The sequence below is a fragment of the Actinomadura sp. 21ATH genome (genome assembly GCF_041951345.1).
In the GTDB taxonomy this organism is placed as follows: Bacteria; Actinomycetota; Actinomycetes; order Streptosporangiales; family Streptosporangiaceae; genus Spirillospora.
In genome coordinates this window covers 28,237-53,748 of record NZ_JBGNUR010000029.1, presented here as the reverse complement: position 1 = coordinate 53,748, position 25,512 = coordinate 28,237, and the positions used below count along the sequence as shown (strand labels likewise).

Below are 25,512 nucleotides of genomic sequence, written 5' to 3'. Positions count from 1 at the left end.
CCGGCGGGTGGCTCCCGGGAGGGAGATCCCCGATTCCGACCACAGGGTGATGCCGCCGCGCGCCCCGGCGGCCTACCGTCGTCCGGGATGACGGTGATCGCGCGGTTGCGGAGCATGGGCGCCGGGCTGGCCCCCGGGGCCGGCGCGCCGCTGCTGCCGTTGCGGCGCACCGGCTGGACGGCCTGGGCGCCGCACGCGGCCGTCGCGCTGTACGCCGTCATCGCGTGCGGGTACGCCTGGCACACGCTGATCGAGGACTTCGGCGTCCCCAACCTGGCCGCGGGAACGCTGACCGTCGCCCACGCGCTCGCGCTGCCGGCCGCGCTGTACTGGCCGCTGGCGGCGTGGTGGGCGTCGCTGGCGCTGGCGGTGGCGACCGCGCTGGCGGCGGTGCCGGAGCAGGGCGGCGGGCCGCTGTGGCCCGGCCCCGCGATGGCGATCCACCTCAGCGTGCTGGCCCTGGCCGGGGCGCGGGCCCGGCCCCGGGTCCCGGTGGCGATGTGGGCGCTCACCCTGCTGGCCGGGTGCGGGCTCGCCCTGGTCCTGCCGGCGAGCCGGGAACCGCTGTTCGGGATCGCCGCGATGGCGGTGTTCTCGGCCGGGGTCCTGATCGCCTCGGGCGCGCTGCGGTCGCGGGCCGAGGCGCTGCGCCGGCTGGCCGAGCAGGAGCACATCAGCGGGCGCGAGCGGGCCCGCCGCGAGCTGCTGGAGGAGCGCGCCCGCATCGCCCGCGAGCTGCACGACGTCGTCGCCCACCACATGTCGGTGATCGCCATCCAGGCCGAGGCGGCGCCGCTGCGGGTGCCCGACCCGCCCGCGGAGCTGGCCGGGGCGTTCGCCACCATCCGCGGCAACGCGGTCGAGGCGCTTAGCGAGCTGCACCGGGTGCTGGACGTGCTGCGCGCCGACCCGGCCCGCGACGAATCCGCGGGCCCCGCCGATCCCGCCGAACCCCCGCAGCCGACCCTGGACCGCCTCGGCGACCTGCTCGCCGGAGTGCGCGGCGCGGGCCTGGCCGTCACGGTCGAGACGCGCGGCACGCCGCGGCCGCTCGCCCAGGGGGTGCAGCTCACCGCGTACCGGATCGTGCAGGAGGCGCTCAGCAACGTGCTGCGGCACGCGCCCGGCTCCGAGGTCACCGTGACGCTGGAGCACCGGCCCGGCCGCCTCGGCGTGGAGGTGGCCAACACCGCCCCGGCCCGCCCGGCCCCGCCGTCCCGCGGCGGGCACGGGCTGACCGGGATGCGCGAGCGGGCCGCCATGCTGGGCGGTACGCTCACCGCCGGGCCGCTGCCCGGCGGCGGCCACGCGGTACGGGCCGAGCTGCCCACCGGAGACGCCCGAGGCACCGGAGACGCCGGAGAGCAGGGAGGGGCCGCGCCATGACGATCCGGGTGCTGATCGCCGACGACCAGGCCATGGTGCGCGAGGGCTTCTCCGTGCTGCTGGGCGCCCGGCCCGGGATCGAGGTCGCGGGCGAGGCGTCCGACGGCCGGGACGCGGTGGAGCGCGCCGCCGCGCTGCGCCCCGACGTCGTCCTGATGGACGTGCGGATGCCGGTGATGAGCGGGCTGGAGGCCACCCGCCTCATCACCGCCGCGGGCACCGCCCGGGTGCTGGTGCTGACCACGTTCGACCTGGACGAGTACGTGTACGAGGCGCTGCGCTCGGGCGCCAGCGGGTTCCTGCTCAAGAGCGCGACGGGGCGGGCGCTCGCCGAGGCCGTCCGGGTGGTCGCCGACGGCCAGGCGCTGCTGGCGCCGAGCGTCACCCGGCGGCTGATCGCGCACTTCGCCCGGACGGCGGCCCGGCCGCACCGGCCGCTGAGGTCCGACGCGGCGCTCACCGAGCGCGAGACCGAGGTGCTGGCCCTGGTCGCCGGCGGGCTGTCGAACGCCGAGATCGGCGAGCGCCTCGTCGTCGCCGAGCAGACGGTGAAGACGCACGTCAGCCGCATCCTGGCCAAGCTCGGGCTGCGGGACCGGACGCAGGCGGCGGTGTACGCCTACGAGACCGGCCTGGTCCGGCCCGGAACCGGCTGACCGCTCACCCGTTCGGCCGGCCGCTCACCCGGCCGCTCCGGCCGGCCGCTCGACCAGCCGGTCGGCCTGGCCGTCCAGGGGCGGCGCGCCGAGCCGGTTGTCGACCTCCGCGTGCGGGACGGGCGGCGGCTCCTCCGGGCGCATCCGCTCGACGAACGCCTCGAAGCCCGCCAGCTTGCCCCGGTCGCGCTCCAGCCCGCGCGCCTCCAGCCGGTGCCGCAGCGTCGCGGCGTCGGACCGGATCCACACCAGCCGCACGTCCGGCCCGCCGAGCTCCGCCGTCCACTCCGCCCACCGCCCCGGGTCGCGGATCTGGCCGGTGAACGGGCCGCTCAGCAGCACCGGGCAGCCGGCGGCGCGGATCTCCCGGGCGGCGGCGGTCAGGCCCGCGTACTCGTGCCGCTTGATGTGCTCGTCGTACCAGGGGCCCTCGCGCTCGCCCGGATCGCGCCCGTACGCCCGCAGGACCGCCGCCGCGAACGGCCCGTACAGGGTGTCCTTGTCCAGCAGCGCGGGCACCGGGCGCAGCCGGGCCAGCAGCAGCCGGGCCACGGTCGTCTTGCCGCCGCCCGGCGGGCCGGCGACCACCCACACCGTGCCCGGGGTCATGCCGGGATGCGCAGGCGCCGGGTCGCCAGCTTCTCGATCCGGGCCTCGTCGATCTCGTGGCCGAGGCCCGGCTGCGTGTACGGGACGCCGACGACGCCGCCCGACGACCGCACCGGCGGCGTCACGAACGCCGGGCCGCCCGCCGGGTCGGACACCTCGCTCGGCAGCGTCACCCCGGGCAGCGCGGCCAGCGCGACCGCCGCGGCCTGCCCGATGCCGAACGCGCCCGTGCCCGTGCACCACACCTCCCAGCCGGCGGCGTACGCCAGGTCGTGCGCGCCGCGGGCCGCGGTCAGCCCGCCCAGCGCCGACGGCCGCAGGTCCAGCACCCGGCCCGCGTCCAGCGCGATCGCCGCGTCCAGCGTGGCGAGATCGCCGATCGCCGGCGCGACGGCCGTGCCCGTCCGGAGCTGGAGGCGCGCGTGCGCGGCCAGGTCGTCCTCCGGGAACGGCCGCACGATCGCCAGCACCCCGTAGGACTCCAGCCCTTCGAGGACGGCCAGGTGCTCGGGCGTCTCGCGGTAGCGGTGGCCGGCGTCGGCGACCAGGGCCAGCGCCGGGAACGCCTGCCGGACCGCCCGCACCGGCTCGATGTCCCAGCCGGGCCGCACGTCCAGCGTGACCCGCGTGTGCCCGGCGCCCACGGCCTGGTTGACGCGGCTCACCACGGTGTCCGGCAGCGGCTCGGGGGTGATGCGGGCGCCCGTCACGATCGACGTGCGGGTGCCGCCGAGGGCGTGCGCGAGCGGCAGCCCGCGGCCGCGGCACCACAGGTCCCAGCACGCCGTGTCGACCGCCGCCGCGGCGGCCGGGCAGCCCAGGTCGGCGGCGGCGGACGCGTCCTCGGGGCGGTCCAGCTCCAGGCCGATGAGCGCGGGCCCCATCCGCTCCTCGATGTCGGACCACACCGGTTCGGGACCGGCGGCCGCCAGGGCGGCCTCGCCCCAGCCGACCGTGCCGTCCTGGGCGGTCAGGCGCACCAGGACGCTCTCCGGCCGCCGCCCGCGCGGCATCGCCACCCGGAAGGCGTCGCAGCCGTGGATCGAAGGCACCGTCACCCGCCCTTCACGCTCGGAAGTCCTCCCACCATGATCCCCCTTTCCGGGACCGGTGAAGACACGCGCCCGCCCTAGCGGCGGCGGAACCACAGGGGGCGCCTGCGGTAGCCGCCCTCCTCCAGGTCCGCCAGGCGCTCGAACGGGTTGTACGAGGCGTGGTCGCCGCACAGCAGCATCGAGATCCCCGCGCACAGCAGGTACGGCGGGATCATGGCCGGGCCCAGGCACCAGGCGTACTGCGTCGAGTGCCGCGCCTCGTGCCGCAGCAGCGCCGGGCGGTCGAGCAGCGACGCGGCGTCCCGCCGCACCAGGACGACGTTGCCGAGCGTGAACGCGGACGCCACCGGGACGGGCGGCCGGTAGCCGCCCGCGATGAGCAGGCCGTCCGGGCCGCGCCGCACCGGGCCGCGCGCGGCGGCCGCGGCCAGCAGCAGGCCCAGCGGCGTGGACAGGTTGGCGACGTTGGCGGCCTGCCGGAGCCGGTACGCGGCCTTCACCGCGGGGGCGCGGCCGTCGTCACGGGCACGAGTCGGACAGCGACGTCGGCTTGGTCTGCGTCTTGCGCGGCGTGGGAGAGGAGGTCGCGCCGGCGACCGGCCGGGTCTTGGTCGCGCTCGCCGACGGCGAGGGGGACGCGGTCTCGCGGTCGCCCGCGACGGCCCGCGCCGCGAGCCTGCGGATCAGCGCGAAGTCGGGGTTGCCGGTGTGGATCAGCGGCGGCACGAACTGGAGGCTGTCGATCCGGGCGCCGTCCTTGACCTTGCCCGACAGCGACACGAACGCCGGCAGCAGCTCCTGCGGGATGTCGGTGGAGATCGCGTTCTTGGTGGCGGTGGCCAGCTTGTCGAACTTGGTCAGCACGGTCTGCGGGTCGGCCTGCTTGGCGATGGCGGCCAGCAGGCACTTCTGCCGCCCCATCCGGGTGTAGTCGTCGCTCATCGTGCGGGACCGGCCGTACCAGAGGGCCTCCTTGCCCTTGAGCACGCGGTCGCCGGCCTGCAGGACGTCGCCGCGCTGCCCGTACGGGATCGGCTGCTCGATCTTGACGCGGACGCCGCCCATCGCGTCGATGATGTCGGCGAACCCGAACATGTCGACGAGGATGTAGTAGTCGACCGGCTGCCCGAGGATCCCGCCGATCGTGGACTTCAGCAGCTCGGGGCCGCGCTGGTTCTTGCGGGCGCCCGGCACCACGTCGGGGTGGTCCTCGGCGTACTGGTAGACCTCGTTGAGCAGGCCCGGCGTGCCGGCGCCGTCGCCGGTGAAGCCGTACGGGAACCGGTCGCGGGCGGGCCCCGGCGGCAGCGGGAAGCTCTCCAGGTTGCGCGGCAGGCTCAGCAGCACCGTGTCGCCGGTCTTGGTGTCGACGCTGGCGAGCGTCATGCTGTCGGTGCGCACGCCCTCGCGGTTGGAGGCGGCGTCGCCGCCCAGCAGCAGCACGTTGACCCGGCGCTGCCCGTTCCAGGGGTCCTTGGTGTCGATCGGGCGGCCGCCGGCGCCGCCGGTCTTGAAGATGCCGGTGAGCGCGTCCCGGAAGATGTAGGTGTTGTACGCGCCGAACGTCACCGGCACCGCGACGGCGAAGCACAGCAGCGTCACGGCCGCCACGCCCGCCGCGCGCGCGCTGAGCGAGAGCGCGCCGGGCCGCACCAGCTGGTACGAGCGGATCACGACCGTCACCCACACCAGGCCGAGCACCAGGATCCCGGCGGCGATGTAGGAGAGCCAGGCCGGCTGCACGGCCAGCCCCATCAGGTCGCCGCGGAAGAACGTTCCCGCGACGGCGGCCGCGGCCACCAGCAGCACGAACGCGCCCAGCAGGAGTCCGCCGATCAGCCGCCGGCCGGTGGTCAGGTGGGCCACGCCCCAGACCAGCGCGGAGGCGAGGGTGAGCGCGAGCGCGCGGGCAAGGCCGGGTTCGGCGTCACCGCTGCGGGCACGCCGGCCTGCCGATCGACTCGCCATGTACGCTCCGATTCCCCACACGCGGTGATCTGAGGCTCTGCCTACCATTATGGACGCGCAAAACCGGCATGGAGTTGCCAGGGCGGCGGCGTCCGAATCCGGTGCCGGGACGGTCCGGGGCGGCGGCCGCCGGAGGTCCGGAGATCCGGATCACCCGGCGATCCTAGCGGGGAACCGGGCGTGGCATGGCGATCCCGGTGATCTTGGGGCGAATCCGTGCGAAGCCCTTACCAGCTGCTGGACAGCGGCATCCCCTCGGCGTAACCGGACGAGCTCTGGACGCCCACCGTGGCGCGCTCGTGGAACTCCTCCAGCGTCCGCGCGCCCGCGTAGGTGCACGAGCTGCGCAGCCCGGCCACGATCGAGTCGACCAGGTCCTCCACGCCGGGCCGCTCGGGGTCCAGGAACATCCGCGAGGTCGAGATGCCCTCCTCGAACAGCGCCTTGCGGGCCCGGTCGAACGGCGAGTCCTCGGCCGTGCGCAGGCGCACCGCCCGCGCGGAGGCCATCCCGAAGCTCTCCTTGTACAGCCGGCCGTCGGCGGCGCGCTGGAGGTCGCCGGGCGACTCGTAGGTGCCGGCGAACCAGGAGCCGACCATCACGCTGGACGCGCCCGCGGCCAGCGCCAGCGCCACGTCCCGGGGGTGCCGGACGCCGCCGTCGGCCCACACGTGCCGGCCGAGCCGGCGCGCCTCGGCGGCGCACTCCAGCACGGCGGAGAACTGCGGCCGCCCGACGCCGGTCATCATCCGGGTCGTGCACATCGCGCCGGGGCCCACCCCGACCTTGACGATGTCGGCGCCCGCCTCGATCAGGTCGCGGGTGCCCTCGGCGGTGACCACGTTCCCGGCGGCGACCGGGACGCCGGGGTCGAGCCCGCGGACGGCGGCCAGCGCGGCGATCATCTTCTCCTGGTGGCCGTGCGCGGTGTCGACCACCAGCAGGTCGGCGCCCGCCTCCAGGAGGGCCTTGGCCTTGCCCGCGACGTCGCCGTTCACGCCGACCGCGGCGGCCACGCGCAGCCGCCCGGCGGCGTCGACGGCGGGGGAGTAGAGGGTGGCGCGCAGCGCGCTCGTCCGGGTGAGGATGCCGGTCAGCCGGCCCTCGGCGTCCACGACGGGCGCGAGGCGGTGGCCGCGCTCGTGCAGCCGGTTGAACGCCTCGCGCGGGTCGACGCCGTCGGGCAGCGTCACCAGGTCGCGGGACATGATGTCGCGCAGCTGGGCGAACCGGTCGACGCCGTGGCAGTCGGCCTCGGTCACCACGCCCACCGGGCGGCCGTCCTCGACGACGATGACGGCGCCGTGCGCGCGCTTGTGCAGCAGCGCCAGCGCCTCGCCGGCGGTGTCGCCGGGGGCGAGCCGGATGGGGGTGTCGTACACCAGGTGGCGGCGCTTCACCCAGCCGATCACATCGGACACCACCTCCACCGGGATGTCCTGCGGGATCACCGCCAGGCCGCCCCGGCGGGCGATCGTCTCGGCCATCCGGCGGCCGGACACCGCCGTCATGTTGGCCACCACCAGCGGGAGCGTGGTCCCGCTGCCGTCGGCCGTGGACAGGTCGACCTCGAGCCTGGACCCGACGGCCGAGCGGCGCGGGACCATGAACACGTCGTTGTAGGTGAGGTCGTGGACGGAATCGTCACCGTTCAGAAGGTGCACGGCTGTACTACACACCAATCGCGGCTGGAAGTGGCTGGGCCACCGTACATTGTGATCCATACCCCCGGGTGCTCCGGCCAATGCGGCGGCCGGAGCCGCCGCGCGCCGCCGGCCGCGGGCACGCCCGCCGGGGCGCCGGGGAAGCGGCCCGGGTTGGCCACCGGTGGCCGTCTCACCGTCCGTGGCGGCGGGGACCGGCGGGAACGCCCCAAGATGACGAACGCGTGGCCGGACCATGCCTTTCGCGAACGATCCGGACGTCGACCGTGTAATACCTGGGACGGCGCGGACTCAGTGGTTTTGAGTGCAACGTGAGGTTTAGCTCTCTGTAAAGTTACCTCTTGACGATCCTGCGCCAGCGATGCAGTTTTCTTACATGTGCCTCGCGCGGAGATCCGCCCCCCGTAGGAGGCGTCACAGCAGAACACCGGGAGAAGCGCATGCACGTCACGCTCATGAGCCCGGTGTCCCGCGTCCGCCCGCGCCGCGGCCCGTCCGCCCGACGCAGTGATCATCGCCACGCCGCCCGGTCCCGCGCCGTCGCCCGGCGGGACCGGGCGCCCGCGGCGGCCCGGCCGCGTTGCGGTGCCGAGGCGGATTGCACGGCGCCGTATTCGGCACCGGTACGACCGTATGCCGACGCTTCAACGGTGTGCGGGTGCGGCGAACACGAGCAAGCTCAATATTTGACGATGGACCGTCCCGAAATGGAATGATCTTGCAGTTGTCAGCAAATCGAGTCATTACACGTCGAGGAGGAGAGCCGTGCTGGATGCGGTCGACGCCGTGCTCGTCCGCGAGCTCCAGCGGGATGGCAGGGCGACCTTCCAGGCGCTCGCCGACCGGGTCGGGCTGTCCCGCACGGCCGTGCGGGCACGGGTGCAGAACCTTCTCGAGACCGAGGTCGTCCGGGTCGTGGGCATCGTCCACGCCGCGGTGGTCGGGGCCGAGGCCATCGGCCACGTCTCGGTCACGGTCGACGGCTCGGCCCGCAAGGTCGCCGCGGCCATCGCCGAGCGCCCGGCGGTCAGTTTCACCGCCCTGACCGCCGGCCCGCACGACCTGGTCGCGCAGGTGCGCGCCCGCGACGACGCCGCGCTGGCCGCCGAGGTGGACCAGATCCGCGCCGTTCCCGGGGTCCGGTCCGCGGAGGTGTTCCGCTCGGTGTCCACCGTGCGCGACACCCACGCCGTCGTCCGCGAGCTCGGGGACGTCACCCTCGACGACATCGACTGGCGGCTGCTGCAGGAACTGCAGCGCGACGGCCGCGCGCCGTACACCCGGCTGGCCCACATCATCGGCCTCTCGCAGGCCGCGACCCGGGCCCGCGTCGTGCGGCTGATGCGCTCGGGCGTCATCCAGGTGACCGGGCTGGCCGACCCGACCGCGCTGGGTGCCGCCGAGCTCGGCGGCTTCGGCCTGCTGGTGAACGGCGGGCTGCGGCGGGTCGCCGAGGCCGTCGCCGAGCAGGAGGGCGTCCGCTACCTGGCGACCGGCTTCGGCCGGTACGACATCGTCGGCCAGGCGGAGGCGTCGTCCCGCGCGGAGCTGGTCGCGGTCCTGGACGCGATCCGCGCCGTCCCCGGCGCGACGGTCCGCGAGTCCTGGCACCACCTGGACGTCGTCAAGGAGTCCTACGCCGTAGAGCTGCCCGACAAGCCGATCGACGGCGAGTAGGGCGGCCGAAGGGAGACCGGAGGGAGACGGGAACGAAGGCCCCGGGCGCCGCGGTACGGGGAGCCGCGGCGCCCGGGGGCGGGGTCCGGGCGCCGGCGCCGCGCCGGCATCGGCGCCCGGGAGTCCTCGTGCCGGCCGTCAGCCGGCCGGCGGGAACCTGACCGGCAGCGCCGCCAGGGCGCGGTGGAACGGGCCCGGCCGCCAGCGCAGCTCCCCGGCCGGGACGGCCGGCTCCAGGTCCGGGATCCGGTCCAGCAGCCGCTCGATGGCCACCGAGGCGATGAGCCGGGCGTGGCTCTTGGCCGGGCAGGTGTGCGCGCCGGCGCCCCAGGCCAGGTGCGCGCGGTTGCCCGCGCGGTGGGCGGAGGCCCGGGTGGGGTCGGTGTTGGCCGCGGCGTAGCTGATGACGACCGGCCGGTCGGCCGGCAGCCGGGTGCCCGCGAAGTCCACGTCCCGCACCGGGTAGGTGGCGCCGTAGTTGGCCATCGGCGGGTCGGTCCAGAGGATCTCCTCGATGGCGTCCTCGATCTGGAGGCTGCCTCCGGACAGGTCGCCGGCGAAGCGGTCGTCGGTCAGCAGCAGCCGCAGCCCGTTGGCGATGAGGTTCTGCTGCGGCTCGGTGCCGGCGCCCATCAGCACCACGAGCTGGTGCGCCATCTCCTCGTCGGTCAGCCCCACCGGGTGCGCCATCATCCATGACGTCACGTCCGCGCCGGGCCGCTCCCGCTTCAGCCGCACCAGGTCGACGACGCCCTGCGTCAGGACGGCGTTGGCCTCCTCGGCGTGCTCGATCTCGAAGATGCCGCTCATCCCGTACACGAGCCGGTCGCCGATCTCCGGCGGGCAGCCGAACATCTCGTTGAACACCAGCAGCGGCAGCGCCCGCGCGTACTGGGCGACCAGGTCGGCCTCGCCCGCGCCGGCGAACCCGTCCAGCAGCCGGCCGGCGCTGTCCTCGACGTACTCGCGCAGCGCGATCGTGTCGACCCGCGCCAGCGCGTCGTTGATCGCCGCGCGCAGCCGGGCGTGGTACTCGCCGTCGGTGAACAGCGCGTTCGGCCGGTAGCCCATCATCGGCAGCACCGGGCAGCCGGCCGGGACGGTCCTCTCCCACCGGCTCGGGTTCTTGGGGAACGTCGCCGCGTCGCGCAGCACCTCCAGCGCCGCGTCGTACCCGACGACGAGGGTGGCCTCGACGCCCGGCGCCAGCTCGACCGGGGCCAGCGGGCCGTGCGCGCGCATCTCGTCGTAGAGCGCCTGCGGGTCGGCGGCGAAGTCCTCGCCGTACATGGGGACCCGCTCGCGCGGGGCGCCGGACCGCGGCGTCAGGGGCGTCGAAGGAGAAGAAGGTGTCGAAGGCGGCGGTGGCGTCGATGGGGACTGGGCCGTCACGCGGGCTCCTGTTCCAGGGTCAGCAGGTGGTCGACGAGGGTGATGAGCGCCTCGGCCGAGGACCGGTGGTCGCGGGCGTCGCACATGACCAGCGGCGTGCCGGGCAGCAGGTCCAGCGCCTCCCGCACCTCGGACTCGGGGAAGACGGGGGAGGTGTCGAACCGGTTGACGGCCACCGCGTACGGCAGCCGGTGCGTCTCGACCATGTCCATGACCTCGAACGACTGCTCCAGCCGCTCGGTGTCGACCAGGATCAGCGCGCCGAGGGCGCCGCGCGCCAGGTCGCTCCACATCTGCTTGAAGCGCTGCTGCCCCGGCGTGCCGAACATGTACAGCACCAGGCGCTCGTTCAGGGTGAGCCGGCCGAAGTCCATGGCCACCGTCGTGGTGGTCTTGTCCCGGACCCCGGCCAGGTCGTCGACGACCGCGCCGGCCTGGGTCATGCGCTCCTCGGTGCGCAGCGGGCGGATCTCCGACATCGTGCCGACGAACGTGGTCTTGCCGACCGCGAAGTGGCCCACGATCAGCAGCTTGACCGCGGTGCGCACGCTGTCGGGCAGGTACGACGCCTCAGAGGCGGGCGCGGAGTCCATCGAGCACCTCCTGCAGGATCTCGGTCCGGGTCGGCCGCGCCGCCTGCGCCGCCGCCCGGGTGGTGACATGGCCGCTGTCCATGAGGTCCGACAGCAGGACCCGGGTGACCCCGACCGGCAGCCGCAGATGGCCGGCGATCTCGACCACCGACAGCGCGCCGCCGCGGCACAGCGCCACGATGGCGCGCTGCTCGGGGCTGAGCCCGGTCAGCCGGTCGCTGACGGCCACCACCAGCGTCACCAGGTCGAAGACGTTGCGGGAAGGGTGCGCCCGCCCGCCGGTCACCACGTGCGGCCGGACGAGGGCGCGCTCGTTCCGCCGCGGTGTCATGCGGTGGGGCCGTGCCGCGGCGGGGTGGACAGCTCCTTGCCCAGGCGCTGCACCAGCTCCTGCAGCCGGAACGACACCGTCTCCATGTCGACCCGCTGGGTCGCCGATACGGCGAGGTAGGCGCCGGGCCCGGCCGCGACGAGGAACACGTACCCGTCGTCGAACTCCGTCACCGTCTGCCGCCAGGTGGTGTCGGGGTCGCCGCAGAACTCGGCCGACGCCCGCGCCAGGGACTGCAGCCCCGACATCCCGGCCGCCTGCCGTTCGGCGTCGTCGCGCCCGATCCGTTCGGAGTGGGCCATCAGCAGCCCGTCGGCCGACAGCAGGATCCCGTACCGGGTCTCCGGCATGCGCAGCGCCTCGTCGAGCATCCAGCCCAGCTTGTTGTCGGCCGGATCGCGGATCGCCTGGTTCATCGCGGCTGGTCCTCTCCATGTCCATCGGGGCGTGCGTGGGGCGGTGCCGGAGGCGCTCCGGCCGCGGCGGGGGCCGCCGGGTCCGCGCCGCCGGGCGGGGAGGCGGCGCGGCCGGAACGGGTCCCGCGCTGCCAGGCGCCCAGGCCGGCCGCGGTCTCCCGGGCCGGGCGGGCGCGGTCGTCCGCGCCGCCGGAGGCCGCCGAGGGCGAGGTGGCGGGCAGCGCCGTGCGCCGCCGCTTGGGCAGGCCGCCCGGCGTGCGGGCGGGCGCGGGCCGCGGCGCCGGGGCCTCCGGCCCGCTGAAGGCGGCGCGCGCGGCCGCGGCCGCCTTCGGGCGCGGCTCGGCGGCCCGGGGAGCGCCGTCGCCGGCGGGGACGGCGGTGATCAGAGCGGACGGCAGGAAGACCACCGCGCGCACCCCGCCGTAGGGGGAACGGGTGTCGACGGAGACGGTGAAGCCGTACCGGTCGGCCAGCAGGCCCGCCACGGCGAACCCGATCTGCGGCGGGTCGCCGAGCCGGTTGATGTCGGCGGTGCCGGACCCGGCCAGCAGCCGGCCGGCGCGCTCCAGCTCCTCGGCGTCCATCGCCACGCCCGCGTCGTCGATGACGATGGCGACGCCGTTGTGGGTGTTCTGCACGTTCACCTCGACGGTGGTGTCGGGGCGGGAGTGCCGGGCGGCGTTGTCGAGCAGCTCGGCCAGCACCAGCACGACCGGCTCGACGGCGCGGCTGACCACCGCCGCGTTGACCGGCGCGTGCACCCGCACCCGCAGGTAGTCGCGGATGCGGGAGGTGGCGCCGCGGACCACGTCGCTGAGCGAGGACGCCGAGCGCTGCTGGCCCGGCCACGACCCGCACAGCACCGCGGTGGCCTGGGCGCGCCGCCCGAGCTGGGCGTTCATGTGGTCGAGCCGCAGGAGGTCCTCCAGCACGTCGGGGTCGTCGTGCCGCTCCTGCATGGTGCTGATCGCCAGCTGCTGCTCGTTGGCCAGGCTCTGCACCCCGCGCATCGTCGAGCGCAGGGTCAGCTTCGCGGCCTTGTCGGCGCGGGCGCGCACCCCCTCCGCGGACCCGGCGAACAGCTCCATCAGCTCGGCGCTGCCGCGCTCGTACGCGGGGCCGAGCGAGTGCGGGTCGTGCAGCGGCCCGGGCACGGTGACGGCCGGGTTGTGCAGCGATTGCAGGAGCGCCGGGAGGCGCTCGGTGGCCAGGTGGCGGAGTTCCTCGTCGCGCCGCCGCAGGCCGTCGGCGAGCGCGGCGTTCCGCCGCCGCAGGTGCGCGGTGAGCCGGCGCTGGCGCACCAGCAGGTAGGCGACGGCGGCGAGACCGGCGATCGAGCAGGCGATCGCCAGAGCCAGCAGGAAGTGCTCCATGCGGTTCCTTGGTATGCGGTTCCTTGGAACAGGACGGACAGAAGCACGCCGGCGCGCCGGCGCGTGCTCGGGCCGGGTGCCCGCCCGGCACGGCGGCGTACGCGGTGGCGGGCGGGCACGGCCCGGGGGTCGGACAGGAGGTTTCGCGACATTAGGACAGCCGTCTCGTGCCCCGCTTGCCCCCGTACGCAAGAAATTTGTCGGGATGCGCACCGGTCGGCGCGCGCCTTGCCTACGTTGAGTCCGGTTCCGGTCACAATGAGCGTGTTCCTCCCGGTGAGCCGTGTCTGAAGTCGCTACTCTCGGACGCGGGCGGCGCCGGAACGCGGGCCCGCCCGCGGACGGCGACGCGGAGGGGGAGGCCAGTGCCCGAAGGGACGTACGTGGTGGAGGACGCGTCCACCGACGAGTTCCCGGCGCCCGAGCGGGCCGACTTCTGGAGCGAGCAGATCACCGGCTTCCACTGCAGCATGGACTACCGCTTCCCGCCCGGCGGCGACTACCGGGGCCGCACCGCCCGCCAGCGCACCGCCGCCTACCAGCTCGTCGAGTCCCGGTCCGACCGGATCGCCTACGCCCGCACCCGGCTGCAGGCCCGCCGCGACCCCGACGAGGACTACCGCCTGCTGGTCCCGCTCGACGGCGGGCTCACCATGCGCCAGGGCGGCGAGGAGCTGCGGCTGCGCCCCGGAGCCGGCTGCCTGATCACCCCCGCCGAGCCGTTCGAGCTGGTCCAGGACGACCCGGTGCGGTCGTTCGTCCTGACGCTCCCGGCCGGCCGGCTGCTCGGCCGCCTCGGCCGCGCCGCCCCGCGGTACGCCGCCCTCGACATGACCACCGGCCTGGCCCGCGTCGTGCTCGGCATGCTCGGCTCGCTGCACGAGGAGCGCGACGCCCTCACCGCCCGCGAGTTCGACGCGGTGTGCGACCGCGCCGCCGAGCTGGTCTGCATGGTCGTGAGCGCCGACGACCGGCCGGGCGCCCCCGGGCACCTGGCCGAGGTCGAGGCGATGGTGCGCCGGTTCGTGCGCGCCAACGCCGCCGACCCCGAGCTGAACGGCGCCGCCGTCGCCCGCCGGCTCGGCTGGTCGCTGCGGCAGGTGCAGCTGGCCCTCCAGCACGCCGGCACCACGCCCCGCGAGCTCATCAAGGAGGAGCGGCTGCTGCTGGTCCGCGACCGCCTGACCAGTCCCCGCTACTCGCACCTGACGATCACGGAGGTGGCGCACCTGTCCGGCTTCTCCTCCGCCAGCGCGCTCAGCACCGCCTTCCGCCGCCGGTTCGGCCTCTCCCCGCGCGACCTGCGGCACGGCGCGGAGCACCGGCCGGCGGTCAGCCGCGGCTGAGCGCCGCCTCCTCCAGGTCGAGCTCGCGCAGCACCCTCTCCAGCACCTCGTCGTCGATGCGGCGCTCGTCGCGCATCCGCACGAACGTCCTGCGCTCGGCGGCCAGCATCTCCAGCCGCAGCCGCCGGTACGTGGCCGTGGGCACCTCCGCGCCCGCCGGTCCCGTCCCGCCGCCCAGCCGCTCCCACGCCTGGAGCCGGCGGTGCTCGGCCAGCTGGCGCAGCCGCTCCATCACCTCCTCGTCCGGCGGCTCCGCTTCAGCGCCGGCCAGCTCCTCCAGCCGGCGCAGCGCCGCGTCCGCGGCGGCGTGCTGCGCGCCCGCCTCGGCGACGGTGTCGACGTACCGCTCCCGCTCGCTGCCGATCCCCAGCCTCCGGATCAGCAGCGGGAACGTCATGCCCTGCACCAGCAGCGTGGCCAGCACGGTGGTGAAGGTGAGGAACAGGATCAGCGAGCGGCCCGGGAACTCCTCGTCCCCGGAGCCGGTCAGCGGGATCGCGAACGCCGCCGCCAGCGACACCACGCCGCGCATCCCCGCCCACGAGATGGCGGCGCGGCCGCGCCAGCCGATGTCGGCCTCCCGGTCCCGCGCGGCCGGCGAGCCCCACCGCGCCAGGTGCGAGGCCGGGAACACCCACAGGAAGCGGGCCAGCACCACGACGGCGAACACCGCCACCGCCCACCACGCCAGCTCCAGCGGGCCGTACGGGGCCAGGCCCTCCAGGACGAGCGGCAGCTGGAGGCCGATCAGCAGGAAGACCACCGACTCCAGCAGGAAGATCAGCACCTTCCAGAACGAGTGCCCGATCAGCCGGGTCACCGCGGGCGACTCGGCGAAGCGGTCGCCCAGGTAGAGCCCGCTGATCACCACCGCGATCACCCCGGAGGCGTGCATCGCCTCGGCGATCAGGTACGCGGCGAACGGCGCCAGCAGCACCACCGTGTTCTCCACCAGCGGGTCCCGCAGCCGCGACCGCAGCCAGTGCAGCGGCGGCCCGAGCAGCAGCCCCACCGCGACGCCGCCGAGCGCCGCGAACAGGAACCGGACGGTGCCGTCCGCGAGGGTGAAGCCCGCGCCCGCGACGGCGGCCACCGCGACCCGGAACGCGGTCAGCGCCGTGGCGTCGTTGAACAGGCTCTCCCCGACCAGGATCGTCACCACCCGGCGCGGCAGCCCCAGCCGCCGCGCCACGCTCACCGCGGCCACCGCGTCCGGCGGCGCCACGATCGCGCCGAGCGCGAACGCCGCCGCCAGCGGCAGGCCGGGGATCAGCAGGTGCGCGGTGTAGCCGACGGCCAGCGTCGTGAACAGCACCAGCCCGATCGACAGCAGCCCGATCGTGCGGGTGTTCTCACGCAGGTTCAGGTACGAGCTCTCCCACGCGGCCGAGAACAGCAGCGGCGGCAGGAAGAAGAACAGCACGAACTCGGGGTCCAGCTCGAACTCGGGGACCCCGGGAACGAACGTGACCAGCAGCCCGGCGAGCACGAGCGCCAGCGGCGCCGACACCCCCGCCCGCCGGGAGAGCGCCGCGACCGCGAGCGCGCTCATCGGTACCGCCAGCAGCCAAAGGGCGTGAGTAGCCTCCACCCCACAGATCATGCACGATCGCGGGACGTCTCCTTCGCGAAGGCCAGGAAGTCGCGCGCCACCGGCGCCAGCGGGCGGTGCGCGTGCACCAGCCCGATCAGCCGGGTGATCGGCGGCATGAACGAGCGGACCGCCAGCCCCTCGGTGTCGTCGAGCTGGTTGCGGTACCACAGCAGCGAGCCCATGCCGGCGCGTACCCAGCCCAGCCAGGAGCCGCGCTCGTCGGACTCGACCGCGGGCACCGGCCGGGCGCCGATCCGGTTGAGCATCGCGTCGATCTCGGCGCGGCGGGCGCTGCCCTTGGCGGGCAGCACCAGCCGCATGCCGTCCAGCGCGGTCAGCGGCACCGGCTCGCGGAGGCGCAGCGCCGGCGGCGAGATCAGCACCACCTCGCGCTGCTCGAACGGGTGGGCCGCCAGGTCGCCGGGCACCGGCAGGTCCGTGACCGCCAGCTCGGCGCGGCCCGAGCGCAGCGCGGCGGCCACCGACTCGCGGCCCGGGCAGCGGACGACCCGGACCCGGACCGCGGGCTGGTCGCGCGCGAAGCGGGGGATCAGCCGCCCGGTCAGCTCCGGCTCCAGCGACGCCGTGGTGGCGATGCGCAGCTCCGCGCCGCGGCCGTTGGCCCGCGCGACCGACAGCCCCTCGATGGCGTCGACCGCGTCCAGCGCGACCCGGGCCTGCCGGACCACCTGCTCGCCGACCGGGGTGAGCATGACGCCCCGCCCGGACCGGGCGAACAGCTCCACGCCCAGCTCGCGCTCCAGCTCCCGGACGGCCCGCGACAGGGCGGGCTGTGCGACGTAGAGCGCCTGAGCCGCCGACGTCATGGTGCCGTGGTCGGCGGTGGCCACGACATAGCGCAGCTGCCGCAGATTCATGCCCTGACCGTATGCCAACGAACCGTTCGGGTCCTCGACATAGCCGGAATCGGACCAGGGAAAAGCCGGGCGCCGCGCGCCCGGCCTCGCCCGCCGCGTCCACCGGGGGCCGCCGCCGCGTCACACGCCCCGGCGCAGCGCCTTCTCCTTGCGGGCGGCGACCGCCGACCCCGACTCCCGCCGCGCCGCCCGGCGCAGCACCAGCGGCGCCAGCGCGATGCCGGCCACCGCCCACAGCCCGAGCACCCCGGCCGCCTCCGCCTGCCGCCAGGACCCGCCGATCTCGGCCGCCGCCAGCGCGTCCGGCAGCAGCGCCGAACGCAGCCCGAGCCCCAGCCAGTAGAGCGGGAACCCCTGCGCCACCCCCTGCAGCCAGCCCGGGAACTCGCCGATCGGGTAGAACACCCCCGACACCGCGGTCAGCGCCATCATCGGCAGCATCACCGCGCCCAGCGCCTGCGGGCCGCCGGCCAGCGCGCCCGCGATCACGCCCAGCGGCAGCACGGCCGCCAGCCCGAGCGCCGTCACCCACGCCAGCGTGGCCCAGGACGCCGCCTCGCCCAGCCGCAGGCCGTCGAACAGCGCCGCCGCCGGAACCAGCAGGAGCAGCAGCACGGCCACCGCCGTCCCGGCCCGCGCGGTCAGCCGGCCGGTGACGTAGCCGGCCATCCCGTGCGGGGTGGCCTTGGCGCGCAGCAGCGTGCCGTCCTCGCGGTCCATGGTCAGCGTGATCGCCAGGCCCATCATCGCGCTGAGCACGATGCTCAGGCCCAGGATCCCCGGGATCGCCTGCGACCCGAGGGAGAACCCGGTGCCCGGTACGGTGCCGTCCCGCAGCAGGAACATCACCGCCAGCGCGACGGCGGGGAAGAACAGCACGTTCCAGAGCTCCTGGACGCTGGTCAGGGACTGCCGCAGCTCGATCCGGCCGCGCTCCAGGCCCGCCCCCAGGGCCGCCGTGCCCGCGTTCACGCCGCCACCTCCCCGTTCTCGTGGTCCTCGTGTTTCTTGTGGTCCTCGTGGTCCTCGTGGTCCCGGCCGGTCTCCGTGCCGTCCGCCGCGTCGCCCGTCCCGCCGTGCCCGGCCTCGCGCACGAGCGCCATGTAGACGTCCTCCAGGCTCGGCCGCCGCACCTCCAGGTCGCCGACCGCGTCGCCGTGCCGCCGGAACAGCTCCCGGACGAACCCGGTGGCGTCGGCGGCAGAGCCGGCGTGCGGCTCGCCGTCCAGCGTGTAGCGCACCTCCGCCTCCCCGGCGACCCGGGCGCGCAGCTCGGCCGGCGTCCCGCCGGCCACGATCCGCCCGCCGGCCAGCACCAGGATCCGGTCGGCGAGCCGCTCGGCCTCGTCCAGATCGTGGGTGGTCAGCAGGACGGACGTGTCCTCCAGCTCCGCCAGCCGGTTCACCAGCCCGTGGAACTCGCGCCGGGCCCGCGGATCGAAGCCGGCCGTCGGCTCGTCGAGGAACAGCAGGTCCGGCCGGCCGGCCAGGCCGATGGCCACGTCCAGCCGGCGCCGCTGCCCGCCCGAGAGCCGGCCGACCACCGCGTCCGCCCTGCCCTCCAGCCCGACGAGGGCGAGCAGCTCGTCGGTGCCGTACGGCCGGGGCCGATCCGGGGTGCCGTACGGCGCGTAGTACCGGCCGAGGTGCGCGAGCAGCTCCCGGACGTGCCACCTGCCGTGGTCGCGCCAGGACTGCAGCACGATGCCCAGCCGCGCCCGCCACGCCTCGCCGCCCTCGTCCGGGTCGACGCCCAGCACCCGGACGTCCCCGCCCGAGCGGCGCCGGAAGCCCTCCAGGATCTCGATCGTCGTGGACTTGCCCGCCCCGTTCGGCCCGAGCAGCACCAGGACCTCGCCGCGCCGCAGGCGGAGGTCCACACCCCGCAGCACCTCGGTCCGGCCGTACCGCATCCGCAGGCCGCGGGCCTCGATGACGTTTCCCGCCTCTGTCTCCATGCCTTCAAGTTTCTCATTGAAGCTGCTTGTTGAGGCTTTGCCGCCAGGCTGCGGGCCATTGCTGGTCTACTGTTCCGCTAACCTTCAAATGGACGATGAAGGCGGCAGGAAGGGGCCGGGCGGGTGCGGAACGAGGAGGCGGCGGCGGAGCGGCTCCGCCCGATCGACCTGGCGCGGATCGCGGGCGTCTCGGCCCAGCAGATCCGCAACTACGCCGACTCGGGCGTGCTGCCCCCCGCGCCGCGGACACCGGCCGGCTACCGCAGGTTCGGCGCCGCGCACCGGCACGCCCTGCTGACCTACCGCGCCCTCGCCCGCGGGTACGGCTGGCCCGCCGCGCGCGAGATCATGCAGGCCGTGCACGCCGGCGACGTCCCGGCCGCGCTGGCCCTCGTGGACGCCGCCCACGCCGGGCTGCACGAGCAGCGGCTCGCGCTGGAGGCGACCCGCGAGGCGCTGGAGGCGGTCGCCGGGAGCGAGCCCGAGCCCGCGCCCTCCTCCCGGTCCGTGCTGCGCATCGGCGAGGCGGCGGCCCGCCTCGGCGTGCGCACCTCCGCCCTGCGGGTCTGGGAGGCCGCCGGGCTGATCACGCCCCGCCGCGACCCGGTCACCGGCTACCGCGGCTTCGGCCCCGCCGACGTCCGGGACGCGCAGATGATCAGCATGCTGCGGGCCGGCCGCTACCCGCTGGCCCAGATCCGGCCGATCCTCGACGACCTGCGGCGGGCGGGCAGCACCGGCGCGCTGCGGGAGGCCGTGGCGCGGCGCCGGGACGCGCTGAACGGGCAGGCCCGCGCCATGCTCGAAGGCGCGGGCCTGCTGCACGGCTACCTCGCGGAGGAGGCGCCGGGACCGGCACCGGCCGCCGGCGGGGCCGATGCCTGACTCCGGTCCGGCTCCAGCGGCGGCGCGCCGACGGCGCAGTGGGTCTTGCACTGCGGCTCCGTCTCCTCCGGCGCGGCGCGCAGCACGTCGTCGCCCACCGTGAGGAACGTCAGCACCGCACCCGCCGCCAGCAGCGCCGCGCACAGCGGCATCGCGGTCCGGAACCCGTCGGAGAACACCGCCGCGTTGTCGTACGCGTCGCCGGTCAGCCCCGTCAGGGGCGGGATCGCGGCCACCGCCAGCAGGCCGGCCGCCCGCGCGACCGCGTTGTTGACCCCGCTGGCCACCCCGGCGTGCCGCACGTCCGCGCTCGCCAGCACGGTCGCCGTCAGCGGCGCCACCACCGCCGACAGCCCCAGCCCGAACACCGTCACCGCCGGGAGCACGTCCCGCGCGTACGAGGCGTCCGCCCCGATCCGGCCGATCAGCAGCATCCCGGCCGCCGCGACCAGCAGCCCGGCCGCCATCGGCCGCTTGGGGCCGATCCGCTGGGCGAGCGCGCCCGCCCGCGACGACAGCAGCAGCATCAGCACGGTCACCGGCAGCAGCGCCGTCCCGGCGGCGATCGCCGAGAAGCCCGACACCACCTGCAGATTGAGCACGAGCAGGAAGAACATCACGCCCATCCCGCCGTAGACCACGAAGGTCACCACGTTGACGGCCGAGAACTCCCGGGAGGCGAAGACGTCCAGCGGCAGCATCGGCCGCGGGACCTCGCGCCCCTTGCGCTCTCCGCGCTCCCCGTCCCCGCCGCGCCGGGCCAGGAGCCCGCGGCCCCGGCCGCGGGCGCGCTCCACCCACACGAACGCCACGGCCGCCGCCAGCCCCAGCGCGGCCGCGGCGCCCACGACCGCCATGGACGCGGTGGCCTCCGGCGCCTCGGTGAGCGCGTAGGTCGTCCCGGCGAGCGCCACCGCGGCCAGCACCGCCCCCAGGATGTCGAAGCGGCCGCGCGCCTCGGGGTCGACGCTCTCGGGCACGTGCCGCAGCGCCACCACGACGACCAGCGCGGCCAGCGGCAGGTTGAGCAGGAACACCCAGCGCCAGCCCGCCGCCTCGACCAGCCAGCCGCCGGCGAACGGCCCGATCGCGCCGGCCACCCCGCCGAACCCCGACCACACGCCCACCGCGCGCGGCCGGTCGTCGCCCGCGAACGACGCCTGGATGATCGCCAGGGAGCCGGGCGCCAGCAGCGCGCCGCCCACCCCCTGGAAGGCCCGCGCCGCCACCAGCGTCTCGATGTCCTGCGCGGCGCCGCACAGCAGCGACGCCAGCGCGAACCACACCACCCCGATCACGAAGATCCGGCGGCGCCCGAACCGGTCCCCGAGCGAGCCGCCGAGCAGGATGAACCCGGCGAGCGTGAGCGTGTAGGCGTTCACCGTCCACTGCAGGCCGGCCATGCCGGCGTCCAGCTCGCGGGCCAGCCGGGGCAGTGCCACGTTCACCACCGTGGCGTCCAGGGACGCCACGCTGGAGCCCAGCACCGTCGCCAGCAGGATCCAGCGGCCGGGGGCGGTGGCCAGCCGGACCCCGGCCACTAGACGATCAGCTCATCGGCGAAGCACCAGCGCCAGTCCTCGCCCGGCTCGAACGAGCGCGCCACCGGGTGCCCGGTCTCGCCGTAGTGGCCGCTGGCGTGCCTGCCGGCCGAGGAGTCGCAGCAGCCGACGTGCCCGCACGTCAGGCAGAGCCGCAGGTGCACCCAGCGCGTCCCGTCCCGGAGGCACTCCTCGCAGCCCTCGGGCGTCCGCGGCGCCGGATCGGCGTCCGGCAGCTCCTTCACATGTTCACAGGTCCCCATGTGGGCCATGGTCGCACGGCGGCGGCCGAGGATCACCAGTGGTCCGGGCTGAACGGCTCGTCCTCCGGCCGGGCCGACTCCGACAGCAGCCGCAGGTCCGACTCGACCATCATCGTCACCAGCTCCTCGAAGGTGACCGCGGGCTCCCAGCCCAGCTGCGTGCGGGCCTTCTTCGGGTCCGCGCACAGCAGGTCGACCTCGGCCGGGCGGGTGTACTTGGCGTCGAGGACGACGTGGTCCTCCCAGTTCAGCCCCACCGAGCCGAACGCGAACTCCACCAGGTCCCGCACCGACTGCGTCACGCCGGTGCCGATCACGTAGTCCTCGGGGGAGTCCTGCGCCAGCATCATCCGCATCGCGCGCGCGTAGTCGCCGGCGAACCCCCAGTCGCGCCGGGCGTCCAGGTTGCCCAGCCGCAGCTCGGTGGCCAGCCCCAGCTTGATCCGGGCCGCCCCCAGCGTCACCTTGCGGGTCACGAACTCGGCCCCGCGGCGCGGCGACTCGTGGTTGAACAGGATCCCGCTGACCGCGAACATCCCGTACGACTCGCGGTAGTTCTGCGTGATGTAGTGCCCGTAGGTCTTGGCCACGCCGTACGGGCTGCGCGGATGGAACGGCGTCTTCTCGTTCTGCGGCGTCTCGCGGACCATGCCGAACATCTCCGACGAGGACGCCTGGTAGAAGCGGATCTGCTCGCGGCCGGGGGTGCGGGACGGGCTGATGCCCGACACCACCCGGATGGCCTCCAGCGTCCGCAGCACGCCCATGCCGGTCACCTCGGCCGTCAGCTCGGCCTGCTGCCACGACATGGGCACGTAGGAGATGGCGCCGAGGTTGTAGACCTCGTCCGGCTGGACCCGCTCCACCGCCGAGATCAGGCTGCCCTGGTCGAGCAGGTCGCCGGTGGTGATCTGGACGTCGCCGATGTGCTTGCGCAGCCGCGACACGTGCGGGTTCGCCTGCCCGCGTACCAGGCCCCAGACCTCATAGCCCTGTTCGAGCAGGTGCTGGGCGAGGTACGAGCCATCCTGCCCGGTGATTCCGGTGATGAGCGCTCGCCTGGACAGCGGATCCTCCATGGCAGTTGGTCAGACGACAAGTCGGACGAGGGGCCACCGCGGGGTCCTTCCTCGCGGTGAGTGTGGAACGAGGTTAGCGAGCCCGTGTGCGGGGTGACGAGGGAGGGCGGGGTTAAAACCGAATTTGTTTCGAGTTCACCGGGCGCCGGGGGCGGCGTGGCGGGCGCGGCCGCGATGTGCCACCGTGTGATCGTCAAGGCCCGCCCCGCGACCCTGCCGAGGTGCCCGAATGCCGCCCGCCGACCCCGGAGCCGTCCCGCTGCGGCTGAACGGCCGCGCGCTCGGCCGGTACGCGATCATGGCGGTGGTGAACCGCACGCCCGACTCGTTCTTCGACCGGGGCGCCACCTACGGCTTCGACGCCGCCCTCGCGGCCGTCGGCCGGGCCGTCGAGGAGGGCGCCGACATCGTCGACATCGGCGGGGTCAAGGCGGGCCCGGGCGACGAGGTCGACGTGAGCGAGGAGCTGCGCCGGGTGGTCGACCTGGTCGCCGCCGTCCGGGAGCGGCACCCGCGGACCGTGATCAGCGTGGACACCTGGCGGGCCGAGGTGGGCGAGGCGGTCGCCGCCGCCGGGGCCGACCTGCTCAACGACACCTGGGGCGGCCCGGACCCGCGGCTGGCCGAGGTCGCCGCCGCGCACGGCATCGGCCTGGTCTGCGCGCACGCCGGCGGCCTGGACCCGCGCACCCGCCCGCACCGGACCGGCTACCGGGACGTCGTGGCCGACGTGCTCGAGCACGTGGTCGCCGAGGCCGAGCGCGCCGCCGCGCTCGGCGTGCGGCGGGACGCGATCCTCATCGACCCCGCGCACGACTTCGGCAAGAACACCCGGCACTCGCTGGAGATCACCCGCCGGCTGGCGGAGCTGTCCGGCACCGGCTGGCCGGTCCTGGTGGCGGTGTCGAACAAGGACTTCATCGGCGAGACCCTCGGCCAGCCCGTCGAGAAGCGCGGCGTCGGCACGATGGCCGTGCTCGGCGTCTCCGCCTGGCTGGGCGCCCGGGTGTTCCGCGTCCACGACGTGGCCGGCGCCCGCCGCGCGCTGGCCGCCGTGTCCGCCCTCGCCCGCTGACCCGCCGCGGGCGCGGCTCAGCGGGCCCCCTCGGCCTCGGCCTCCCTGCGGCGGGCCCGGTACGCCGCGACGTGCATGCGGTTGCCGCAGGTGCGGCTGTCGCAGTAGCGGCGGCAGCGGTTGCGGGACAGGTCGACCAGCACCCGCGAGCAGTCCGGGGCCTCGCACGTGCGCAGCCGGTCCAGCTCGCCCGCCGCCACCACGTACGCCAGCGCCATCCCGCAGTCGGCCGCCAGGTGCTCGCTCATCGGCGCGCCCGGGGCGTGGAAGTGGACGTGCCAGTCGTACCCGTCGTGGTCGGTCAGCCGCGGGGTGGCCCGCACCGCGCCGATGATCTCGTTGACCAGCCGGACCGCGCCGGCGGTGCCCGCGCCCGCGGCCCCGAACACCGCCCGGAACCGCTCCCGCAGCTCGCGGAACTCCGCCAGGTCCCGCCCGGTCACCTCGCGCACGTCGCTGAAGCGGTGCCGGTCCAGGAACGCGCGCAGCTCGTCCGTGCCGCCGAGCCCCTCGGTCCCGGCCGCCTCCGGCGCGGTGTTGATCAGGTCGACGACGATGGCGAGCGCGTGCTCGGTGTCATGAGTGAAGATCACGATGACTCCAGACTGGGACCGGGGCGGCCGGGCCCCGCGGCGCCGGCGGGCCGGTTCCGGGGGCTCTCACCCTATGCCGGAGCCGGCCGGCGCCGGCCGGGGTCAGCGCGAGTAGTGCGGGTCGGCGACCACCGGGTAGTAGGAGCCCTCGTGCTGGACGCGCATCGTCACGACCTGCCCGGCCAGCGAGTAGTCGGCCTTCACCTGCCGGTACATCGAGTCGCACGCCCACGGGTTGTAGAGCCGGCCGACGGTGGCGCCGTACCGCAGGTGGACGACGTCGTACCCGCCCGACGGCATGGCCTCCAGCGCCAGCCCGTCGGCCAGCGACAGCGGGAAGCGGAACTCGGTCGGCGCGTCCGGCCCGTGGATCACCGTCAGCAGCCGCACACCGCCGGTGGTGGTCTGCGCGACGATGTCGGTGTCGACGTCCACGCCCACGAAGACCCGCAGCGCCGGCCGCAGGATCTGCCCGACCGTGTCGGCGGCCGTGACGTCGATCCCGATGTGGATCCGCTGGCCGTCCTTGGTCGGGACCCACACGCCGTCGCGGGCGCGCTGGCCCCAGCCCACGTCCGGGTTCTCCAGCTCCTGGGGCTCGTTCCTGCCCCGGGCGACGAGAACCCGGGAAACGGCGTTCATCGCCGCGGCAGCCCCGTCCTGTGCATGCCTCATGGCGGGCAGGCCCCCTAGCCTTCTTCCACATCCATCACGTAGGTGACGACGCACTGATCTGGGTCTATCACGGGGAGGCGCGGCGGGACGCGCGTTACCCGGCGCCCGCTCGCCACAAGCCGTTCACCCCGTGCGACGTTGGACCCTACACCACCCCGAATCCGCCGACCGCGGCGCTGTGACCAGGAGGATCGCCGCCCGGCCGCCGGTCCGGCGGGGCGTCCGGCCCGGACCGGGACGGGTCCGGGCCGGAAAAACACTTTGCCACCGATCTTGAACCCGCGCATCCTTATGTGCATCGAAGAGAACGAAAGCGCAGAGGGGTGAGCCACCGGTTAGGCGGCTGGTCTCCAAAACCAGCGAAAAGTAGGTTCGACTCCTACCGCCCCTGCGACGGAACCAGCGGGCTTGTGGTGTAAAGGCAACACTTCTGTTTTGCACGCAGACGATCAGGGTTCGAGTCCCTGCGGGTCCACCGGCCGGGCCCCCCCCCCCCCCCACCCCC

Annotated in this window: 25 protein-coding genes and 2 tRNA genes; 8 read left to right on the top strand and 19 right to left on the bottom strand. The window is 75.1% G+C overall.

Translation table 11 applies throughout. The annotated features are described in order from the left end of the window. Positions 1-87 precede the first annotated feature (87 nt). Entirely contained in the window at positions 88-1,386 is a 1,299-nt protein-coding gene (locus ACA361_RS40840; protein WP_375020525.1) for a sensor histidine kinase, read from the top strand. After that, positions 1,383-2,042: a response regulator gene (locus ACA361_RS40835; RefSeq protein WP_375020524.1), complete on the top strand. Its 660-nt coding sequence runs from the start codon at positions 1,383-1,385 to the stop codon at positions 2,040-2,042. The genes ACA361_RS40840 and ACA361_RS40835 overlap by 4 nt, the downstream gene beginning before the upstream one ends. A gap of 24 nt (positions 2,043-2,066) precedes the next feature. On the opposite strand, the gene ACA361_RS40830 is transcribed toward ACA361_RS40835, so the two are convergent. From ACA361_RS40830 to ACA361_RS40810, 5 genes are all read right to left on the bottom strand, one after another. Further along, a complete protein-coding gene (locus ACA361_RS40830) occupies positions 2,067-2,651 on the bottom strand; it encodes an AAA family ATPase (RefSeq protein WP_375020523.1) in 585 nt (194 codons plus the stop codon). Beyond that, positions 2,648-3,709 carry an enolase C-terminal domain-like protein gene (locus tag ACA361_RS40825; protein ID WP_375020522.1) on the bottom strand — a complete coding sequence of 354 codons (1,062 nt, stop codon included), beginning with the start codon at positions 3,707-3,709 and terminating at the stop codon, positions 2,648-2,650. Before ACA361_RS40825 ends, ACA361_RS40830 begins: the two co-directional genes overlap by 4 nt. A gap of 71 nt (positions 3,710-3,780) precedes the next feature. Beyond that, positions 3,781-4,206: a hypothetical protein gene (locus ACA361_RS40820; protein WP_375020521.1), complete on the bottom strand. Its 426-nt coding sequence runs from the start codon at positions 4,204-4,206 to the stop codon at positions 3,781-3,783. 19 nt (positions 4,207-4,225) lie between these two features. Continuing rightward, complete coding sequence (locus ACA361_RS40815) at positions 4,226-5,674, bottom strand: LCP family protein (protein WP_375020520.1); 1,449 nt, start codon at positions 5,672-5,674, stop codon at positions 4,226-4,228. Positions 5,675-5,901: 227 nt separating this feature from the next. After that, entirely contained in the window at positions 5,902-7,338 is a 1,437-nt protein-coding gene (locus ACA361_RS40810) for a GuaB1 family IMP dehydrogenase-related protein (protein WP_375020519.1), read from the bottom strand. A gap of 765 nt (positions 7,339-8,103) precedes the next feature. Here ACA361_RS40810 and ACA361_RS40805 point away from each other — a divergent pair. Continuing rightward, positions 8,104-9,015, top strand: coding sequence for an Lrp/AsnC family transcriptional regulator (locus ACA361_RS40805; RefSeq protein ID WP_375020518.1), 912 nt, complete (start codon positions 8,104-8,106; stop codon positions 9,013-9,015). Between the two features lie 138 nt (positions 9,016-9,153). Here the strand turns inward: ACA361_RS40805 and ACA361_RS40800 are convergent, their stop codons facing one another. From ACA361_RS40800 to ACA361_RS40780, 5 genes are all read right to left on the bottom strand, one after another. Beyond that, positions 9,154-10,305, bottom strand: coding sequence for a cytochrome P450 (locus tag ACA361_RS40800; protein WP_375020517.1), 1,152 nt, complete (start codon positions 10,303-10,305; stop codon positions 9,154-9,156). Positions 10,306-10,403: 98 nt separating this feature from the next. Next, entirely contained in the window at positions 10,404-11,000 is a 597-nt protein-coding gene (locus ACA361_RS40795) for an ATP/GTP-binding protein (protein ID WP_375020516.1), read from the bottom strand. Next, the gene (locus ACA361_RS40790) at positions 10,978-11,331 is read right to left on the bottom strand and encodes a DUF742 domain-containing protein (RefSeq protein ID WP_375020515.1); all 354 of its coding nucleotides are present in this window, start codon (positions 11,329-11,331) and stop codon (positions 10,978-10,980) included. The genes ACA361_RS40795 and ACA361_RS40790 overlap by 23 nt, the downstream gene beginning before the upstream one ends. Beyond that, the gene (locus tag ACA361_RS40785) at positions 11,328-11,747 is read right to left on the bottom strand and encodes a roadblock/LC7 domain-containing protein (protein WP_375020514.1); all 420 of its coding nucleotides are present in this window, start codon (positions 11,745-11,747) and stop codon (positions 11,328-11,330) included. The genes ACA361_RS40790 and ACA361_RS40785 overlap by 4 nt, the downstream gene beginning before the upstream one ends. Beyond that, the gene (locus ACA361_RS40780) at positions 11,744-13,120 is read right to left on the bottom strand and encodes a sensor histidine kinase (RefSeq protein WP_375020513.1); all 1,377 of its coding nucleotides are present in this window, start codon (positions 13,118-13,120) and stop codon (positions 11,744-11,746) included. Before ACA361_RS40780 ends, ACA361_RS40785 begins: the two co-directional genes overlap by 4 nt. Before the next feature lie 365 nt (positions 13,121-13,485). Here ACA361_RS40780 and ACA361_RS40775 point away from each other — a divergent pair, with 365 nt between their 5' ends. After that, a complete protein-coding gene (locus ACA361_RS40775; protein ID WP_375020512.1) occupies positions 13,486-14,466 on the top strand; it encodes an AraC family transcriptional regulator in 981 nt (326 codons plus the stop codon). Here ACA361_RS40775 and ACA361_RS40770 read toward each other — a convergent pair. The 4 genes from ACA361_RS40770 to ACA361_RS40755 all read right to left on the bottom strand — a co-directional run bounded on the left by ACA361_RS40770 (position 14,453) and on the right by ACA361_RS40755 (position 18,896). Continuing rightward, positions 14,453-16,057: a Na+/H+ antiporter gene (locus tag ACA361_RS40770; RefSeq protein WP_375020511.1), complete on the bottom strand. Its 1,605-nt coding sequence runs from the start codon at positions 16,055-16,057 to the stop codon at positions 14,453-14,455. The two genes, ACA361_RS40775 and ACA361_RS40770, sit on opposite strands and share 14 nt — an antisense overlap. Before the next feature lie 8 nt (positions 16,058-16,065). Then, positions 16,066-16,938: a LysR family transcriptional regulator gene (locus tag ACA361_RS40765; protein ID WP_375020510.1), complete on the bottom strand. Its 873-nt coding sequence runs from the start codon at positions 16,936-16,938 to the stop codon at positions 16,066-16,068. A 120-nt stretch (positions 16,939-17,058) separates the two neighbouring features. Next, positions 17,059-17,910, bottom strand: coding sequence for an ABC transporter permease (locus ACA361_RS40760; protein ID WP_375020509.1), 852 nt, complete (start codon positions 17,908-17,910; stop codon positions 17,059-17,061). Beyond that, positions 17,907-18,896: an ABC transporter ATP-binding protein gene (locus ACA361_RS40755; RefSeq protein ID WP_375020508.1), complete on the bottom strand. Its 990-nt coding sequence runs from the start codon at positions 18,894-18,896 to the stop codon at positions 17,907-17,909. Before ACA361_RS40755 ends, ACA361_RS40760 begins: the two co-directional genes overlap by 4 nt. A 123-nt stretch (positions 18,897-19,019) precedes the next feature. Here ACA361_RS40755 and ACA361_RS40750 point away from each other — a divergent pair, with 123 nt between their 5' ends. Continuing rightward, on the top strand, positions 19,020-19,781 hold the full coding sequence (locus tag ACA361_RS40750; protein WP_375020507.1) for a MerR family transcriptional regulator: 762 nt from the start codon (positions 19,020-19,022) through the stop codon (positions 19,779-19,781). On the opposite strand, the gene ACA361_RS40745 is transcribed toward ACA361_RS40750, so the two are convergent. From ACA361_RS40745 to ACA361_RS40735, 3 genes are read right to left on the bottom strand one after another with little or no spacing between them, the layout of a single operon-like run. Then, positions 19,724-21,322 carry an MFS transporter gene (locus ACA361_RS40745; RefSeq protein ID WP_375020506.1) on the bottom strand — a complete coding sequence of 533 codons (1,599 nt, stop codon included), beginning with the start codon at positions 21,320-21,322 and terminating at the stop codon, positions 19,724-19,726. The genes ACA361_RS40750 and ACA361_RS40745 overlap by 58 nt on opposite strands. After that, entirely contained in the window at positions 21,322-21,585 is a 264-nt protein-coding gene (locus ACA361_RS40740; RefSeq protein WP_375020505.1) for a ubiquitin carboxyl-terminal hydrolase 14, read from the bottom strand. Before ACA361_RS40740 ends, ACA361_RS40745 begins: the two co-directional genes overlap by 1 nt. 32 nt (positions 21,586-21,617) lie before the next feature. After that, positions 21,618-22,652, bottom strand: coding sequence for a GDP-mannose 4,6-dehydratase (locus tag ACA361_RS40735; RefSeq protein ID WP_375020534.1), 1,035 nt, complete (start codon positions 22,650-22,652; stop codon positions 21,618-21,620). A gap of 241 nt (positions 22,653-22,893) precedes the next feature. Here ACA361_RS40735 and folP point away from each other — a divergent pair, with 241 nt between their 5' ends. After that, entirely contained in the window at positions 22,894-23,739 is an 846-nt protein-coding gene (folP, locus tag ACA361_RS40730) for a dihydropteroate synthase (RefSeq protein ID WP_375020504.1), read from the top strand. A 17-nt stretch (positions 23,740-23,756) separates the two neighbouring features. Here folP and ACA361_RS40725 read toward each other — a convergent pair whose 3' ends face one another. Both ACA361_RS40725 and ACA361_RS40720 read right to left on the bottom strand, forming a co-directional pair. Next, on the bottom strand, positions 23,757-24,332 hold the full coding sequence (locus tag ACA361_RS40725) for a CGNR zinc finger domain-containing protein (RefSeq protein WP_375020503.1): 576 nt from the start codon (positions 24,330-24,332) through the stop codon (positions 23,757-23,759). Between the two features lie 102 nt (positions 24,333-24,434). After that, positions 24,435-24,974, bottom strand: a complete 540-nt coding sequence (locus tag ACA361_RS40720; RefSeq protein ID WP_375020502.1) for a hypothetical protein — start codon at positions 24,972-24,974, stop codon at positions 24,435-24,437. Between the two features lie 352 nt (positions 24,975-25,326). Here ACA361_RS40720 and ACA361_RS40715 point away from each other — a divergent pair. After that, positions 25,327-25,398: transfer RNA gene (locus ACA361_RS40715), tRNA-Trp, on the top strand. Positions 25,399-25,411: 13 nt separating this feature from the next. After that, a tRNA-Ala gene (locus ACA361_RS40710) sits at positions 25,412-25,482 on the top strand. Positions 25,483-25,512 lie beyond the last annotated feature (30 nt).

What these genes read in the sequence shown, in the direction of transcription:
- ACA361_RS40795 (WP_375020516.1), bottom strand. Translation starts at nt 11,000, where the DNA reads ATGGACTCCGCGCCCGCCTCTGAGGCGTCGTACCTGCCCGACAGCGTG.
- ACA361_RS40785 (WP_375020514.1), bottom strand. Translation starts at nt 11,747, where the DNA reads ATGAACCAGGCGATCCGCGATCCGGCCGACAACAAGCTGGGCTGGATG.
- ACA361_RS40720 (WP_375020502.1), bottom strand. Translation starts at nt 24,974, where the DNA reads ATGAACGCCGTTTCCCGGGTTCTCGTCGCCCGGGGCAGGAACGAGCCC.
- ACA361_RS40835 (WP_375020524.1), top strand. Translation starts at nt 1,383, where the DNA reads ATGACGATCCGGGTGCTGATCGCCGACGACCAGGCCATGGTGCGCGAG.
- folP (WP_375020504.1), top strand. Translation starts at nt 22,894, where the DNA reads ATGCCGCCCGCCGACCCCGGAGCCGTCCCGCTGCGGCTGAACGGCCGC.
- ACA361_RS40815 (WP_375020520.1), bottom strand. Translation starts at nt 5,674, where the DNA reads ATGGCGAGTCGATCGGCAGGCCGGCGTGCCCGCAGCGGTGACGCCGAA.
- ACA361_RS40780 (WP_375020513.1), bottom strand. Translation starts at nt 13,120, where the DNA reads ATGGAGCACTTCCTGCTGGCTCTGGCGATCGCCTGCTCGATCGCCGGT.
- ACA361_RS40790 (WP_375020515.1), bottom strand. Translation starts at nt 11,331, where the DNA reads ATGACACCGCGGCGGAACGAGCGCGCCCTCGTCCGGCCGCACGTGGTG.
- ACA361_RS40840 (WP_375020525.1), top strand. Translation starts at nt 88, where the DNA reads ATGACGGTGATCGCGCGGTTGCGGAGCATGGGCGCCGGGCTGGCCCCC.
- ACA361_RS40740 (WP_375020505.1), bottom strand. Translation starts at nt 21,585, where the DNA reads ATGGGGACCTGTGAACATGTGAAGGAGCTGCCGGACGCCGATCCGGCG.
- ACA361_RS40800 (WP_375020517.1), bottom strand. Translation starts at nt 10,305, where the DNA reads ATGTACGGCGAGGACTTCGCCGCCGACCCGCAGGCGCTCTACGACGAG.
- ACA361_RS40755 (WP_375020508.1), bottom strand. Translation starts at nt 18,896, where the DNA reads ATGGAGACAGAGGCGGGAAACGTCATCGAGGCCCGCGGCCTGCGGATG.
- ACA361_RS40765 (WP_375020510.1), bottom strand. Translation starts at nt 16,938, where the DNA reads ATGAATCTGCGGCAGCTGCGCTATGTCGTGGCCACCGCCGACCACGGC.
- ACA361_RS40830 (WP_375020523.1), bottom strand. Translation starts at nt 2,651, where the DNA reads ATGACCCCGGGCACGGTGTGGGTGGTCGCCGGCCCGCCGGGCGGCGGC.